General features: G+C 42.2%; 10 protein-coding genes. All 10 read left to right on the forward strand.

What is annotated here, in order from left to right; genetic code table 11:
• Nucleotides 1-36 precede the first annotated feature (36 nt).
• The 10 genes from WMO37_RS06405 (at nt 37) to WMO37_RS06450 (ending at nt 14,149) form a co-directional block, all read left to right on the forward strand.
• A complete protein-coding gene (locus WMO37_RS06405) occupies nt 37-1,803 on the forward strand; it encodes a Na/Pi cotransporter family protein (RefSeq protein WP_349154602.1) in 1,767 nt (588 codons plus the stop codon).
• A gap of 83 nt (nt 1,804-1,886) precedes the next feature.
• Nucleotides 1,887-2,573 (forward strand): response regulator transcription factor, encoded by a 687-nt coding sequence (locus tag WMO37_RS06410; protein ID WP_227090258.1) that lies wholly within the window; start codon nt 1,887-1,889, stop codon nt 2,571-2,573.
• Nucleotides 2,574-2,612: 39 nt separating this feature from the next.
• Nucleotides 2,613-3,986 carry a sensor histidine kinase gene (locus WMO37_RS06415; protein ID WP_349154603.1) on the forward strand — a complete coding sequence of 458 codons (1,374 nt, stop codon included), beginning with the start codon at nt 2,613-2,615 and terminating at the stop codon, nt 3,984-3,986.
• A gap of 286 nt (nt 3,987-4,272) precedes the next feature.
• The gene (locus WMO37_RS06420; protein WP_022432476.1) at nt 4,273-4,740 is read left to right on the forward strand and encodes a MarR family winged helix-turn-helix transcriptional regulator; all 468 of its coding nucleotides are present in this window, start codon (nt 4,273-4,275) and stop codon (nt 4,738-4,740) included.
• Entirely contained in the window at nt 4,737-7,058 is a 2,322-nt protein-coding gene (locus WMO37_RS06425) for an ABC transporter ATP-binding protein (RefSeq protein ID WP_022432477.1), read from the forward strand. Before WMO37_RS06420 ends, WMO37_RS06425 begins: the two co-directional genes overlap by 4 nt.
• Before the next feature lie 3 nt (nt 7,059-7,061).
• A complete protein-coding gene (locus tag WMO37_RS06430) occupies nt 7,062-8,921 on the forward strand; it encodes an ABC transporter ATP-binding protein (RefSeq protein ID WP_022432478.1) in 1,860 nt (619 codons plus the stop codon).
• Between the two features lie 196 nt (nt 8,922-9,117).
• On the forward strand, nt 9,118-10,845 hold the full coding sequence (locus tag WMO37_RS06435) for a sensor domain-containing diguanylate cyclase (protein WP_349154604.1): 1,728 nt from the start codon (nt 9,118-9,120) through the stop codon (nt 10,843-10,845).
• 28 nt (nt 10,846-10,873) lie between these two features.
• Nucleotides 10,874-12,049, forward strand: coding sequence for a hypothetical protein (locus tag WMO37_RS06440; RefSeq protein WP_349154605.1), 1,176 nt, complete (start codon nt 10,874-10,876; stop codon nt 12,047-12,049).
• Nucleotides 12,050-12,388: 339 nt separating this feature from the next.
• Entirely contained in the window at nt 12,389-13,477 is a 1,089-nt protein-coding gene (locus tag WMO37_RS06445) for an NAD(P)H-dependent flavin oxidoreductase (RefSeq protein ID WP_022432481.1), read from the forward strand.
• A 57-nt stretch (nt 13,478-13,534) separates the two neighbouring features.
• Nucleotides 13,535-14,149 carry a hypothetical protein gene (locus WMO37_RS06450; RefSeq protein ID WP_022432482.1) on the forward strand — a complete coding sequence of 205 codons (615 nt, stop codon included), beginning with the start codon at nt 13,535-13,537 and terminating at the stop codon, nt 14,147-14,149.
• The last annotated feature ends 11 nt before the right edge of the window (nt 14,150-14,160 follow it).

Here is a 14,160-nt window from a genome sequence, read left to right on the forward strand (position 1 = left end):
AAACGATAAATATTACAAAGTTGAATGGAGTGCAAAATGAGTATTTTTAATGTATTATCAATGATTGGCGGACTGGCGCTTTTTCTTTATGGTATGCACCTGATGGGAGAAGGTCTTTCCAAAGCATCCGGTGGTAAACTGGAAAGTATTCTTGAAAAATTAACATCAAATCCGGTGAAGGCAGTGCTGCTTGGTGCAGGTGTTACGGCGGTCATCCAGTCGTCTTCGGCAACGACGGTTATGGTTGTCGGCTTTGTCAATTCCGGCATTATGCGGCTGTCACAGGCGGTCGGCATTATTATGGGTGCGAATATCGGTACAACTGCAACCTCGTGGATTTTAAGTCTTACAGGAATTGAGGGCGACAATTTATTTGTCAATTTATTAAAGCCGTCATCCTTTTCACCGGTCTTAGCGATTATTGGTGTTGTCTGTATTATGTTTGTCAAAAAACAGAAGGTACAGGACATTGGTAAAATTTTAGTCGGCTTTGCCATTTTAATGACAGGTATGGATGCCATGAGCAGTGCAGTAGAGCCGTTGGCAGATGTACCGCAGTTTACACAGATTCTGACAATGTTTTCCAATCCGGTACTCGGTATGCTTGCCGGTCTTGTATTGACAGCGATTATTCAGAGTTCTTCGGCTTCGGTCGGTATTTTACAGGCGCTGTGTTCAACCGGTTCACTTGGATTTGCAACGGTTATTCCGATTATTATGGGACAGAATATCGGTACCTGTGTAACAGCACTGATTTCAGCAGTCGGTGCGAATAAAAATGCGAAGCGTGCGGCACTGGTACATCTGTATTTTAATATCATTGGAACAATTGTATTTATGATACTGTTTTATTCAATCAATGCATTGTTTCCGTTCTCATTTATGGAAGAGTCTGCAACACAGGTCGGTATTGCGGTTGTACATAGTACATTTAATATTTTTGCAACGCTGTTATTACTGCCGTTTGGTAATGGCCTTGTGAAACTGGCATGTCTGACAATCCGTGATAATTCAAATGATGCACTGGATAATCCGGCAGATGAATTTTCACTGCTTGATGAGCGTTTCTTGGATAAACCGAGTCTTGCCATGGAACACTGTATGCAGGTGACTAATAATATGGCAGAACTGTCTAAAAGATGTCTGTTTACGGCAATAGGACTTTTCAGGGATTATAGTGATACCCAGTCAGAGGCCGTCAGCACAATGGAAGAACGCGTAGACCGGTATGAGGATATGCTGGGGACATATTTAATGAAATTAAGTGGAAAAGATTTATCGGCAAAGGATTCGGAAAATTTATCACTGATGTTACATACAATCGGTAATTTTGAAAGAATTTCAGACCATGCATGCAACCTGTGTGATGCGGCAAAGGAAATGGCAGAAAAAAATATGGCATTTTCAGAAAAAGCCACACAGGAGCTGCACATTTTCACAGAAGCCGTAAAAGAGATTGTAAATACTTCATTTTCGGCATTTAAGAAAGAAGATGTAGAACTTGCGGGAACGGTTGAACCGCTGGAGGAGGTTATTGATGATCTGAATATGGAGTTAAAGACACGCCATATCCGCAGATTAAGAGAAGGAAAATGTACGATTGACCTGGGATTTGTCCATTCTGATATTACAACAAATTACGAGCGTATTGCAGACCACTGTTCCAACATTGCGGTGTGTCTGATACAGGTAAAGCAGGAAGGATTTGACACCCATGAATATCTTGGTACAATAAAAAGAGAAGATAACGAACAATTTAAAAAGCAGTATGCAGTATTTGAAGAAAAATACCGTCTGCCGTAAAAAATATACTCCGTGCCGGTTTAAAGCAACAATGCAGTTAAAAGCCGTTTAAGCCGGACACGAGGCAGGGAATGGAGGAAATGATGGCACTTATATATGTTGTGGAAGATGATAAAAATATCAGTGAAATCGAAAGCTTTGCATTAAAAAATGCAGGACATCAGATTGTAGAATGTGCGTGTGCAAAGGAGTTTCACAAGCAGGTACAGGAGCGGATACCGGATATGGTGCTGCTTGATATTATGCTGCCGGATGAAGATGGGCTTTCTATTTTGAAAAAACTGCGTGCAACACCGGAAACAAGGAGAATTCCTGTAATTCTGGTAACGGCAAAGACCACAGAAATTGATAAGGTCAAGGGACTGGATTCGGGTGCTGATGATTATCTGACTAAGCCGTTTGGCGTCATGGAACTCATTTCCCGCGTAAAGGCGCTGCTGCGCAGGGTTGGCGGCATGGAAGATGAAAAATTCTTACGGGTTGGCATTTTGTTTATTGATGATGAAAAGCACGTTGCTTATGTAGATGATAAACATATTGAACTGACCTATAAGGAATATGAGCTGCTCAAGTACCTGACGATTAATCAGGGAATTGTACTGTCCCGCGACAATCTTATGGAGAAAATCTGGAGTTCGGATTACGAAGGCGAATCAAGAACGTTGGATGTCCATATCAAAACACTGCGGCAGAAGCTTGGGAAAGCCGGGTCTTATATTAAGACTGTGAGAAATGTTGGCTATTTCCTTGATTTGGATACAGATGTGTAATAATCCTTATATGTGGAATTATTACGGGCAGGAGTGCATATGAAAAAGAAAATCAACATTCAATTTTTAATTATTACATTACTGGCGATACTGACAACGGTATCGCTTTCTATCTTTGTATTTTACGAATTATTCAAGCAGGAAGTGATGGCAGATTTAAAAACGAACACACAGCTTCTGGTTGAAACGGATGCGTGGGAGCAGATTGTGGAAAAGAAGGATGCCGGGGCTTTAGACGATGGTGTGAAGCAGCTCCGTCTGACACTGGTAGACGGTACCGGAGAAGTTATTTTGGATACCAATGCAGAAGTCGGCAGTATGGACAATCACAGTGCAAGACCGGAGATTTCACAGGCACTGCAGACCGGAGAAGGGCAGGCAATCCGCCAGTCCAGCACAATCGGTAAAAATGCGTTTTATTATGCCATACGGCTGGAGAACGGAAGTGTCCTGCGCACGGCAAAGGAAGCAGGCAGTATCACAAGTGTTTTCGAGAGCATTCTGCCGGTAATCGTAATTTTATGCGTACTGTTGTTTGCATTGTGTATGATCCTCTCACATTTCCTGACGGGGAGCATTATTGAGCCGATTGAAAATCTGGCAGATAATCTTGATGCTTCGGATTCCGTAAAGGTGTATAAAGAACTGGTACCGTTTGTACAGACAATCAAAAAACAGCATGAGGATATTATGCGCAATGCCACCATGCGGCAGGAATTTACGGCAAATGTGTCCCATGAATTAAAGACACCGTTGACGTCTATTTCCGGATATTCCGAACTGATTGAGAGTGGAATGGCAGCAGATGAAGATATTGTGCGTTTTGCGGCGGAAATTCATAAAAATTCCAATCGTCTGCTGACTTTGATTAACGATATTATCCGTCTGTCGGAATTAGATCAGGTAGAGGAACAGAACTGCTTTGAAGAACTGGATATTTATGATATTGCACAAAATTGTGTGGAGATGCTTCGCCTGAGTGCCAAGAAGCACGATGTTACCATGGAATTACACGGTGTACACCGCATTATCTGTGCCAACCGCCAGATGATGGATGAACTGGTCTATAACCTGTGTGACAATGCCATCCGATACAACAATCCGGGCGGCAGGGTCGATATTACGGTTGATGCAGCCGTTGCATTTGATAAAACGGCAGAAACCGGAGCAACGATTATTGAGGTCAAGGATACCGGTATCGGCATTTCAAAAGAACATCAGGAGCGTATATTTGAGCGCTTTTACCGTGTGGATAAAAGCCGTTCTAAATCAACGGGAGGAACAGGACTGGGGCTTGCTATTGTAAAGCATATTGTGGCTGCCCACAAGAACGCATCCCTGTCGCTTACAAGCGAACCGGGAAAAGGAACCTGTATCCGTGTGGCCTTTAAAATGAAGACAAATTTGGAGTAAAAAAATGTATTTTTGGCGCAAAGCCCGCAAACAAGCGGGATTGAGCGCATAAGGGATGAAAAAAAAGTCCAATATGTAGACAATGTCCGGAAAATACAGCGTTTATATAAAACAAAAAACTGTTCATAAATAGTTTATAGAGTTTTTATTTACAAAATAGTTAACATGTGTTATTATTTCACAACGATAATATATAACACTGTTAACTATTTATTTTTTTGCAGTAAAAAATCACCGCGAAACAGCATAGGACGGTGAAGATCACAGCCGAAAAGGAGGAATTTTTGTGCAAAAAGAGTATGCGGAGCTGTTTTCCGCATTTACACAGTTTAGAAAGCTGCATATGTCGGATTTATTTCCGAATATGAACCATTCGGAATTTGCCACCCTGATGCATATTGGCGGGGCAAATAAGTGTCTAAACGAAGAAAAAGTCAAGGTTTCTACACTGTCAGAGAGGATGCGTATTAATATTACTGCCGTGTCCCGGACATTAAAAGTACTGGAAAAGAAGAATTACATCCAGCGGACAGTCAGCGCGCAGGACCGCAGAATTACATATGTGGAACTGACCCCGGAGGGGGCAGAGGTACTGGCGGAAGCGGAGGAAACAATGAATACATTTACGGCAAAGGTGCTAAGCAGCCTGAAAAAAGAAGACGTAATCCGTCTGACTGCGCTGATGAACCAGCTTTATGAGGCATCAGAAGCAGAAATAGAGAAAAGAAAAAAGAAAGGTGATGTGACAGAATGAGTAGATTTTTTAAGACGTTAAAGCCTTATTGGAAATCTGTACTGCTGATTATCGCACTGCTTGTATTACAGGCATATGCAGATTTATCGCTGCCGCAGTATACATCGGATATTATTGATACAGGTATCCAGAATGGTGGTGTTTCACACTGTATGCCGCAGGCAGTCACAAAGGAAGAATTTGAACTGGCAAAGGTTTTTATGACAGAAGATGAGGTCGCAATATGGGAAGACAGTTACCGGGAAGACGGTGATGTGTACCGCTTGGATGTGACCGATGAAAAGAAGCTGGATGAATATGATGATGAATTTGTGACAGCATTTATTTTAAACAATCAGACATCGGCAGTAGAGGAATCTGCTTTTAAACAGCAGATTGCCGCACAGTCCGGTCAGGACCCTTCACAGCTTGAAAATGTTCCGGTGGAAATGCTCGGACAGCAGATGGGCATTGAACTTTCAACCTTTAAAAAAGAGATTGAAGATGTTGACGGCAATGTAGTACTTGCAGACTGTGTGGATATGCGTCCGGTCTTTCAGATGATGCTTGCACAGGGCAGAATGACAACGGATGATATTGTTTCCATGCGTGACACGTTGCAGGAAAAAATGGAGAGCATGGGCAGTTCACTGATTCTTTCCATGGGTATCTCTTATGCAAAGAACATGGACAGTGCCGCCGGTGTAGATATGGATAAGTTACAGACTGATTATCTGTGGGCATCAGGCATTAAAATGGTGCTGATGGCACTGTTAGTTGCAGTGATTACCGTATGTGTCGGTATGCTTGCGTCGCGTGTGGCAGCCGGTGCAGGACGTGATCTGCGTGGCAGCGTATACAAAAAAGTCATGGGCTTTTCCAGTGCGGAAATGGATCGTTTCTCAACGGCATCCCTGATTACACGGACCACCAATGATGTACAGCAGATTCAGATGGTGATTGTATTATTACTGCGTATGGTATTATATGCGCCGGTGCTTGGTATCGGCGGTGTTATCAAGGTATGGCAGACAGGTGCCGGAATGGGCTGGGTAATCGGTCTTGCTGTTGCGGCTATTATGGCACTCGTGCTGTTTTTAATGGTTGTTGCCATGCCGAAGTTTAAATTAATGCAGAAGCTGGTTGACGGTGTCAACTTAGTTTCAAGGGAAATTCTTACCGGACTTTCTGTTATCCGTGCATTCGGAAGGGAAAAGAAGGAAGAAGAACGTTTTGATAAAGCCAATAAAAAGCTGACAAAGACGATGTTATTTACCAACCGTGTCATGACATTTATGATGCCTTGCATGACCTTTATCATGTACGGACTGACGGTTCTGATTGTATGGGTTGCGGCACATAAGATTGACAACGGCAGTATGCAGGTGGGTGCAATGACAGCATTTATTACGTATGCAATGCAGATTGTTATGTCCTTCTTAATGCTGACGATGATGTCTGTTATGCTTCCGAGAGCGGCAGTTGCGGCAGACAGAATTGATGAAGTATTAACTGTAAAATCTGAAATTGTAGACCCTGAAAAGCCGGAAACACTTGAAAAGAAGGAAGGTGTTGTACGCTTTAACCATGTAAGCTTTAAATACCCGGGTGCAGAACACAATGCCCTTGAAGATATTGATTTTGTGGCTGAACCGGGTAAGACAACGGCGATTATCGGCAGTACGGGCTGTGGTAAATCAACGCTTGTAAACTTAATACCAAGACTTTACGATGTTACGGAAGGTTCGGTGACAATCGACGGACACGATATCCGTAACATTACCATGAATGAACTGCGTGATGAACTCGGCTTTGTGCCGCAGAAAGGTGTGCTGTTTTCCGGTACGATTGCAAGCAATCTCCGTTATGGCAGAGAAGATGCAACCGATGAAGAAATCCGTGAAGCGGCTGAAATTGCACAGGCATCTGATTTTATTGAAGAAAAAAGTGCAAAATATGACAGTCCGATTGCACAGGGCGGTTCTAACGTATCCGGTGGACAGAAACAGCGTCTGTCGATTGCAAGAGCCATTGCAAAGAATCCGAAGGTCTTTATTTTTGATGACAGTTTTTCCGCACTCGATTTAAAGACCGATGCGGCACTCCGTAAGGCACTGGCAGAAAAGGTATCCGACAGCACGGTTATTATCGTTGCACAGCGAATCAGTACGGTGCTTCATGCAGAGCAGATTCTTGTCATGGATGAAGGCAGAATCGTCGGCAGGGGAACACATGAAGAACTGCTTGCAAACTGCGAAGTATACCGCCAGATTGCAAAATCGCAGATGTCAGAAAAGGAACTCGGACTTGCGGGTGATACAGAAAGGGAGGAACAGTAATTTATGGAAAATAAAGATGTAAAAATGCCTCCGAAGACAAGAGGACCGATGAGAGGACCAGGCAGAGGTATGATGCCAGGAGAAAAAGCCAAAGACTTTAAATGGTCTATCGGCAAATTACTTGCGTATCTTGGAAATTACAAAATCGGCATTATCGTAGTGATGATTTTTGCGGCGTGTGCGACCGTGTTTAACGTTGTCGGTCCAAAGGTTTTAGGTAAAGCCACGACAGCACTTTCCGAAGGGCTGATGAATAAAATCAACGGCACCGGCGGCATGGATTTTAACTATATCGGAAAAGTCCTTTTATTTGTGCTGGGATTATACAGCATCAGCGCCGTTTTCAGCTTTATACAGGGCTGGATTATGACGGGGATTACACAGAAGCTGTGTTACCGGTTAAGGAAAGAAATTTCCGAAAAAATTAACCGTATGCCGATGAAATATTTTGAAAGCAGAACTTACGGTGAAGTATTATCGCGTATTACCAATGATGTAGATACCCTCGGCATGGGTTTAAACCAGAGCATTACTACGATTATTACCGCTGTTGCAACCATGCTTGGTGTATTGGTGATGATGTTAAGCATTTCACCGCTGATGACACTGATTGCAGTCATTATTCTGCCGGTGTCAGCCGGACTGATTTCATTTGTTGTAAAGAAATCACAGAAATATTTTAAGACACAACAGGAATATTTAGGCCATATCAACGGACAGATTGAAGAAACCTACGGCGGACATACCGTTGTAAAGTCTTTTAACAAAGAGGCTTCTATGGTTAAGCAGTTTGACGAAACCAATACGGTATTGTATAAATCCGCATGGAAATCGCAGTTCCTATCCGGAATGATGCAGCCGATTATGAATTTTGTCGGAAACTTAGGCTATGCCTGTGTGGCATTAAGCGGAGGTCTTCTTGCAATTCAGGGCGCGATTACAATTGGTGATATTCAGGCATTTATCCAGTATGTTAAGAATTTCACACAGCCGATTACACAGATTGCACAGGTTATCAATCAGGTACAGTCTATGGCAGCAGCCTCCGAGAGAGTATTCGAGTTCTTAGAGGAGGAAGAAGAAGACCAGTTTGCGCAAAATCCGGTACGCTTAGATAAAATCGAAGGCTGTGTGGATTTTGAAAATGTACACTTTGGTTATAAAGAAGATCAGACAATTATCAATGATTTTACCGTACATGTAAAACCGGGTCAGAAGGTTGCCATTGTCGGTCCTACAGGTGCCGGTAAGACAACGATTGTGAAGCTGCTCATGCGTTTTTACGATGTCGGCAGCGGTGCTATTTTAGTAGACGGACACAATATCAAGGACTTTAACAGACGGGAATTAAGAGATGCGTTTGGCATGGTGCTTCAGGATACATGGCTGTATAAGGATACCATTATGGAAAATATCCGTTACGGAAGACTGGATGCAACCGATGAAGAAGTTATTGCGGCGGCAAAAGCAGCGCATGCACACCACTTTATTGAAACCCTGCCGGGGGGCTATCAGATGGAATTAAATGAAGATGCAAGCAACGTTTCACAGGGACAGAAGCAGCTGCTTACAATTGCGAGAGCAATTCTTGCAGACAATCCGATTCTGATTCTGGATGAAGCGACCTCTTCTGTGGATACCCGTACAGAGATTCAGATTCAGAATGCAATGGATAACCTGATGAAGGGCAGAACGAGCTTTGTCATTGCCCACCGTCTGTCTACGATTAAAGATGCAGACGTGATTCTTGTCATGAAGGACGGCGATATTGTAGAACAGGGAAATCATGAAGAACTTCTTGCAAAGGGCGGCTTCTATGCAGACCTTTACAATTCACAGTTTGATGAGGCAGAAAGCGCGTAAGATACGGGAATTTTGATAAAAAATGGAAGTTATTAAAGATGAATATTTAAAATATTAATTCAAAACAAAGAGTAAAAAGGAGAAACAGCCTGGCAGAGGTTTTTTCTCCTTTTTTCACGGATAGTCCTTGCAAAACTTTAGAATTTCTGTATACTTGAAATGTTAGGTGTTTTCATGGCAGAGCCGGAGGAATTTGATGAAACAGATTGCGTGGGTAAAAGTTATCCAAAACAAATATATAAAAAGATGTATGAGTATTGTGGGAATTGTAATCGTTTTACTGGGTGCCATGTTGTTATATCATATTACAGGTTTAAGAAAAAATGAATATACAAAAAAGGAGCCATTGCTTTTAAACTGGACTGTTGTCAGTGAAAATCAGACGGATACGGATGTGGATTTGAATACATTCCGCTTTGATAATATTTTAACAGACAAAAAGACAGTATATTTATCCCGTACTTTTGTGGATAAAGGGCAGTTTCAATCACCGGTACTTGTGGTTCAGACGCATAATGCAGCGTTACGTGTCTTTGTGGACGGAGAATGTATTTACAGTTACGGGCTGGAGCGGTATGACTGCGGGAAAATGGTTGGAAGCGGCATGCACAGCATTGCTATGCCTAAAGATGGAGAACAGCATGAACTGATGCTGGAATTTAAGGCAAACGGTGATTCTTATGTTACCCGGATGAACGATATTTATATTACCGATTATGCAACAATTTACACTGATTTTTTAGTGACCAACAGAGTTACTTATGCACTTAGTGTCTGCCTTTTGTTTATCGGATTTGTCCTGCTTTTGCTTGGGATGGTTATGATGCTGACGCGGACCTGGTTTACACATTTGATATCACTGGGAATTTTCTCGCTGATGGTAGGTTTATGGACGATGGGGAAATATAATATCCTACAGATTTACCGGGTACCGATATGGCTGTGTACCTTTATTGAGTATGCCAGCATGTATATCGGTCCGCCGTCTCTGCTGCTTTTTTTCAGGGATTATCCGAAAAAAGCAGACAGCAGATGGATAACGTGGATGTATTACATAATTTTCTGGGTAGATAGCGGTGTGACGGCACTTTTATTTGTGCTTCATTTTTCAGGTGTCTGGCATCTTCCGCATATGCTTCGGCTGGAACAGGCATTTGTAGCAATTGTCTGTGTTTATCTGATTATATTAATGATTGCCTGTGTCAGAAAGGGAAACCGGCAGAGCAGACTGGTTATCTGCGGTGTGATTTTGTTTTTGCTGTGTATCGGAGCGGAATGGTCAGGTTATATGGCAGGAAAATACTGGGGTCATGAAATGTCATGGACAACAGGATTTTCATCTTTGGGAACTGTGATTCTGATTAGTATTTTACTGCTCTCATTAAGCTGGGATATTGCGGGAAAAATGGTCGACGAAAAAGAACAGGCAGTTCTTTATAAAATGGCATATACGGATAATCTGACGGGGCTTTATAACCGCCGTTTTTGTGAAGAACGGTTAAAATCATATTGTTATAATAACATTCCATTTACAATTTTTAATTTTGATATGAATGGGCTGAAAGCCACGAATGATACCCATGGGCATAGCAGTGGGGATAAGCTGATTAAGGGGTTTGCTGATATTTTAACAAAGACGTTTGGGGACAAAGGCATCGTTGGCAGAATGGGCGGCGATGAATTTATTGTAATTGTAGAAAACATCGAAGAACTTAATTGTCAGGAAGAAATCCGACATTTTCAAAAAATTATGAGTGAGGCAAATAAAGCACAAAGTGGGTATGTTTACAGTACGGCATACGGCTATGCAGACAGTTCTGAAATTGTGTCAGACGGTGAAATACGCGATGTCAACATGGTTTACAGACTGGCGGATAACCGCATGTATGAGAATAAAAAGACATGCCATGATGCAAGAAAATAGTTAGAAAGTGGAAGGAACAAAGGAATTTATGAATAGGACTTACGACAAATTTCAGGTAGTATTACTAAGCGAAGTAAAAGGGAAAGACAGCAATGCGTTTATTTTTGAATTACGTCTTACTTCGGAGGACAATTGTCGTATCAGAATTATAGATTTTGACGCATTTGATATTGACGGAAACAAGTACAGCGCGGGAGCGGATAAAATCAGTACAACAGATGTGATTTTAGGACACAGCAAATTTTTTGCCGAAACCAAAAAGATTAATGTAAAAATCAGTTCGCAGTTTAAAGCAAGAATCGGCTGTATGGCAGTCTTAACGGTTGCCTGCATTGAAGATAAACAGCAGATGAAATTCTGTTTCCAGAGAAAAGGAACAAACCGCTGGGATTGTGTCGGTGTGGAATTTATGGAGTATGAAGGTCTTCCGGCAGCAGAAGAAGAACCGGTGGAAACAGAAGGAACTTTAGAACCGGTTGAAGAACTGACTGACAAAGCAGAAAAACAGGTACAGGCGCAGACGGAAGCACTGACACAGACTGGAGCTTCGGCAGTGAAAGAAGACGGTGAAGAACAGGCAGCAGTGGTAGTACAGGATTCTCCGGCAGAAGACATCCCGGCAGCACAGGATGAAAAAGCTGCAGCAGAATCACTTGAAGAATATCTGGAAAGAGAAGGCACAGAGTCTGTCTTAGGGCTGTCCATGAAGGAATTTGTCAATCGTTTTGCATTAGGTACACAGACAGTAGAAGATGTTTTAAAGCAGTTAAATGTCAATGTGGCGCAGGAAGAAGAACCGGCAGAAATAATCAGTCAGCCGGCGCCGGTATCCCAGCCGGAGGAAGAAGAGCAGGAGCAGTCCATAGAAGACTATTTAAACAGTCTGATTGAATTTGATGAAAAATCATCGGAAACCATCGGCCTTGCCGTTTCTAATATGAGAATCCGTGCAGAAGAACAGGGTGACACCGTTTGTCCGGTTCTTTACTGTGAGGTCAGCTATTCCAAAGAAACCTATGTATTGGTGCGCTGTCCGATGATTAAGGTGATTTTTTACGATGCAAAGGGATGTATCGACAATGTTGCCATGCATCCGGTATCCCGTATCCATACAGGTCAGGATATTGTTGAAATGGCATTTAAGAAGTCCACAGTGAAAAATTGGAAAAACAAGAGCAAAATCAAAGTACTCGTAACGCTGTAAAATAGATAAAACATTTTTTTTGGTTAAAACATAAAAAATAAAAGAATTAAAAGAAGAAAGCTGCGCAGCCGGAACAAAAACGGCTGTGCAGCTTATTTTATAAAGTTCTGAAAGCTTAAAGGATGTTGGCTGATATGCAGCTGGTATATCGATATAAAGGATTCTGATAATTACGGTTTTTAAAACTACATCACGTTGAAATAAATATAATATCATCTTGACAAAAAAACAAAGAAGCGGTATAACATATATAGTTTGATAATCAAAACATTGTGTTTCTGAACGAAAACAAAATACTGTTATGGCAGATGAGAAATTACCTGCGGAATGGAGATTAATATGAATAATCAGTTACCACAACTTATATTAGGAGATGTTATTGTGCCGGTGCCGGTGATTCAGGGCGGCATGGGTGTTGGAGTGAGTCGAAGCCGTCTTGCGGGAGCAGTTGCAAAAGAAGGCGGTATCGGTGTGATATCAACAGCACAGATCGGTTATGACGAGGAAAATTTTGAAAAAAATCCGGCGGAGTGTAACCGCAGGGCAATAATAAAACACATTGCGCAGGCAAAAGAGATTGCAGGCGGAAACGGACTGGTCGGTGTGAATATCATGGTGGCATTAAAGCATTACAGACAGCACATTGAAACGGCGGTAGAAGCGGGTGCAGATGTCATTATCTGTGGTGCGGGACTGCCGGCAGATTTACCGGGAATTGCCCAAAACTATGCGCGTGAGCATGGGAAAAAGATACCAAAGCTGATGCCGATTGTGTCTTCCGCGAGAGCGGCGGGAATTATTTTAAAAATGTGGGACCATCATTACCATACGGTGCCGGATTGTATTATTGTGGAAGGACCGATGGCAGGCGGACATCTTGGATTTCAGGAAAGTGTATTGGAAAATATTGAAAATATTGATTTTGACGCGATTCTTTGCGGGGTCATTGACAGCAAAAAGCCATATGAGGAGAAATACACAAAAAAGATTCCGGTTGCGGCGGCAGGCGGTATTTTTGACAGACAGGATATTGACCATGTGCTTTCATTAGGTGCAGATGCCGTACAGATTGCAAGCCGTTTTGTTGTCACTAAAGAATGTGATGCATCTGATGCATACAAACGTGCATATATTGAGGCGGGAAAGGGTAATATACAGATTGTAAAAAGTCCTGTCGGCATGCCGGGACGTGCCGTGCGCAATGCATTTATCAGACAGGTTGAGCAGCACAAACAAGAAATTACCGGCTGTTATCAGTGCCTTGAAAAATGTAATCCGAAGGAAGTGCCGTACTGCATTACACAGGCGCTGATTCACGCCGTGAAAGGCGAACTAGAGCAGGGGTTAATTTTCTGCGGCGAAAATGTTTCCAGAATCCATGAAATGACAACCGTACCGGAACTGATGCGGGAATTAACACAAGGTTGACACACCACCCCGGTATTTAGTACTATAGTAAGTGAAAAAGAACGAATGGAGAAACCAATGAAAGAATTTTTGCGTGCTAAGATTTTTGCACTTTCACAGTATCTGGAAATGCTGCTTTCGCTGATTTTAGGACTGGTTATTGTAATTCTTGCAGGGAAACTGCTGATGGACGTATTTAATCCGCAATATATTTTTGCAGGAGAAGACGTCTTTGCATATTATCTGGAAACTGCAATGAATCTTGCGATTGGTGTGGAGCTTATTAAAATGCTTTGCATGCACTCACCGGGGACTGTCATTGAAGTCCTTTTATTTGCAATTGCAAGACAGGTTGTTGTATCCCATTCTTCCGTGACACAGACACTGACCGGGGTATTTGCAATTGTTGTGCTGTTTGCTACAAGAAAATATCTGTTTATTCCACACGATGAGGTAGAAAAGATTACCGTACGCGGCAGTATGACCGTGGCAATGGCAAACCGTGTTGCTAAAATCAAAATACCGGAAACAGATGGAAAACTGCTCCGTGATGTGATTGAGAAGCGGATTTGTGAGGAAAGCCTTTCAAAAGAAATCGGAACCTGCGTGGATTACGATAATTTTGCATTATGCATTGCAAGTATCAGAGAAGGTAAAGTAACAAGAGTTGATATTTTAAAAAATAAGGATTGATAAGGAGTAAG

Source organism: Lachnospira intestinalis, assembly GCF_040095895.1.
GTDB classification, from domain to species: domain Bacteria; phylum Bacillota; class Clostridia; order Lachnospirales; family Lachnospiraceae; genus Lachnospira; species Lachnospira intestinalis.

Excerpts from the sequence above, each read along its gene's own strand:
- WMO37_RS06440 (WP_349154605.1), top strand. The coding sequence starts at position 10,874 with ATGAATAGGACTTACGACAAATTTCAGGTAGTATTACTAAGCGAAGTA.
- WMO37_RS06415 (WP_349154603.1), top strand. The coding sequence starts at position 2,613 with ATGAAAAAGAAAATCAACATTCAATTTTTAATTATTACATTACTGGCG.
- WMO37_RS06405 (WP_349154602.1), top strand. The coding sequence starts at position 37 with ATGAGTATTTTTAATGTATTATCAATGATTGGCGGACTGGCGCTTTTT.
- WMO37_RS06435 (WP_349154604.1), top strand. The coding sequence starts at position 9,118 with ATGAAACAGATTGCGTGGGTAAAAGTTATCCAAAACAAATATATAAAA.
- WMO37_RS06445 (WP_022432481.1), top strand. The coding sequence starts at position 12,389 with ATGAATAATCAGTTACCACAACTTATATTAGGAGATGTTATTGTGCCG.
- WMO37_RS06410 (WP_227090258.1), top strand. The coding sequence starts at position 1,887 with ATGGCACTTATATATGTTGTGGAAGATGATAAAAATATCAGTGAAATC.
- WMO37_RS06430 (WP_022432478.1), top strand. The coding sequence starts at position 7,062 with ATGGAAAATAAAGATGTAAAAATGCCTCCGAAGACAAGAGGACCGATG.
- WMO37_RS06450 (WP_022432482.1), top strand. The coding sequence starts at position 13,535 with ATGAAAGAATTTTTGCGTGCTAAGATTTTTGCACTTTCACAGTATCTG.
- WMO37_RS06425 (WP_022432477.1), top strand. The coding sequence starts at position 4,737 with ATGAGTAGATTTTTTAAGACGTTAAAGCCTTATTGGAAATCTGTACTG.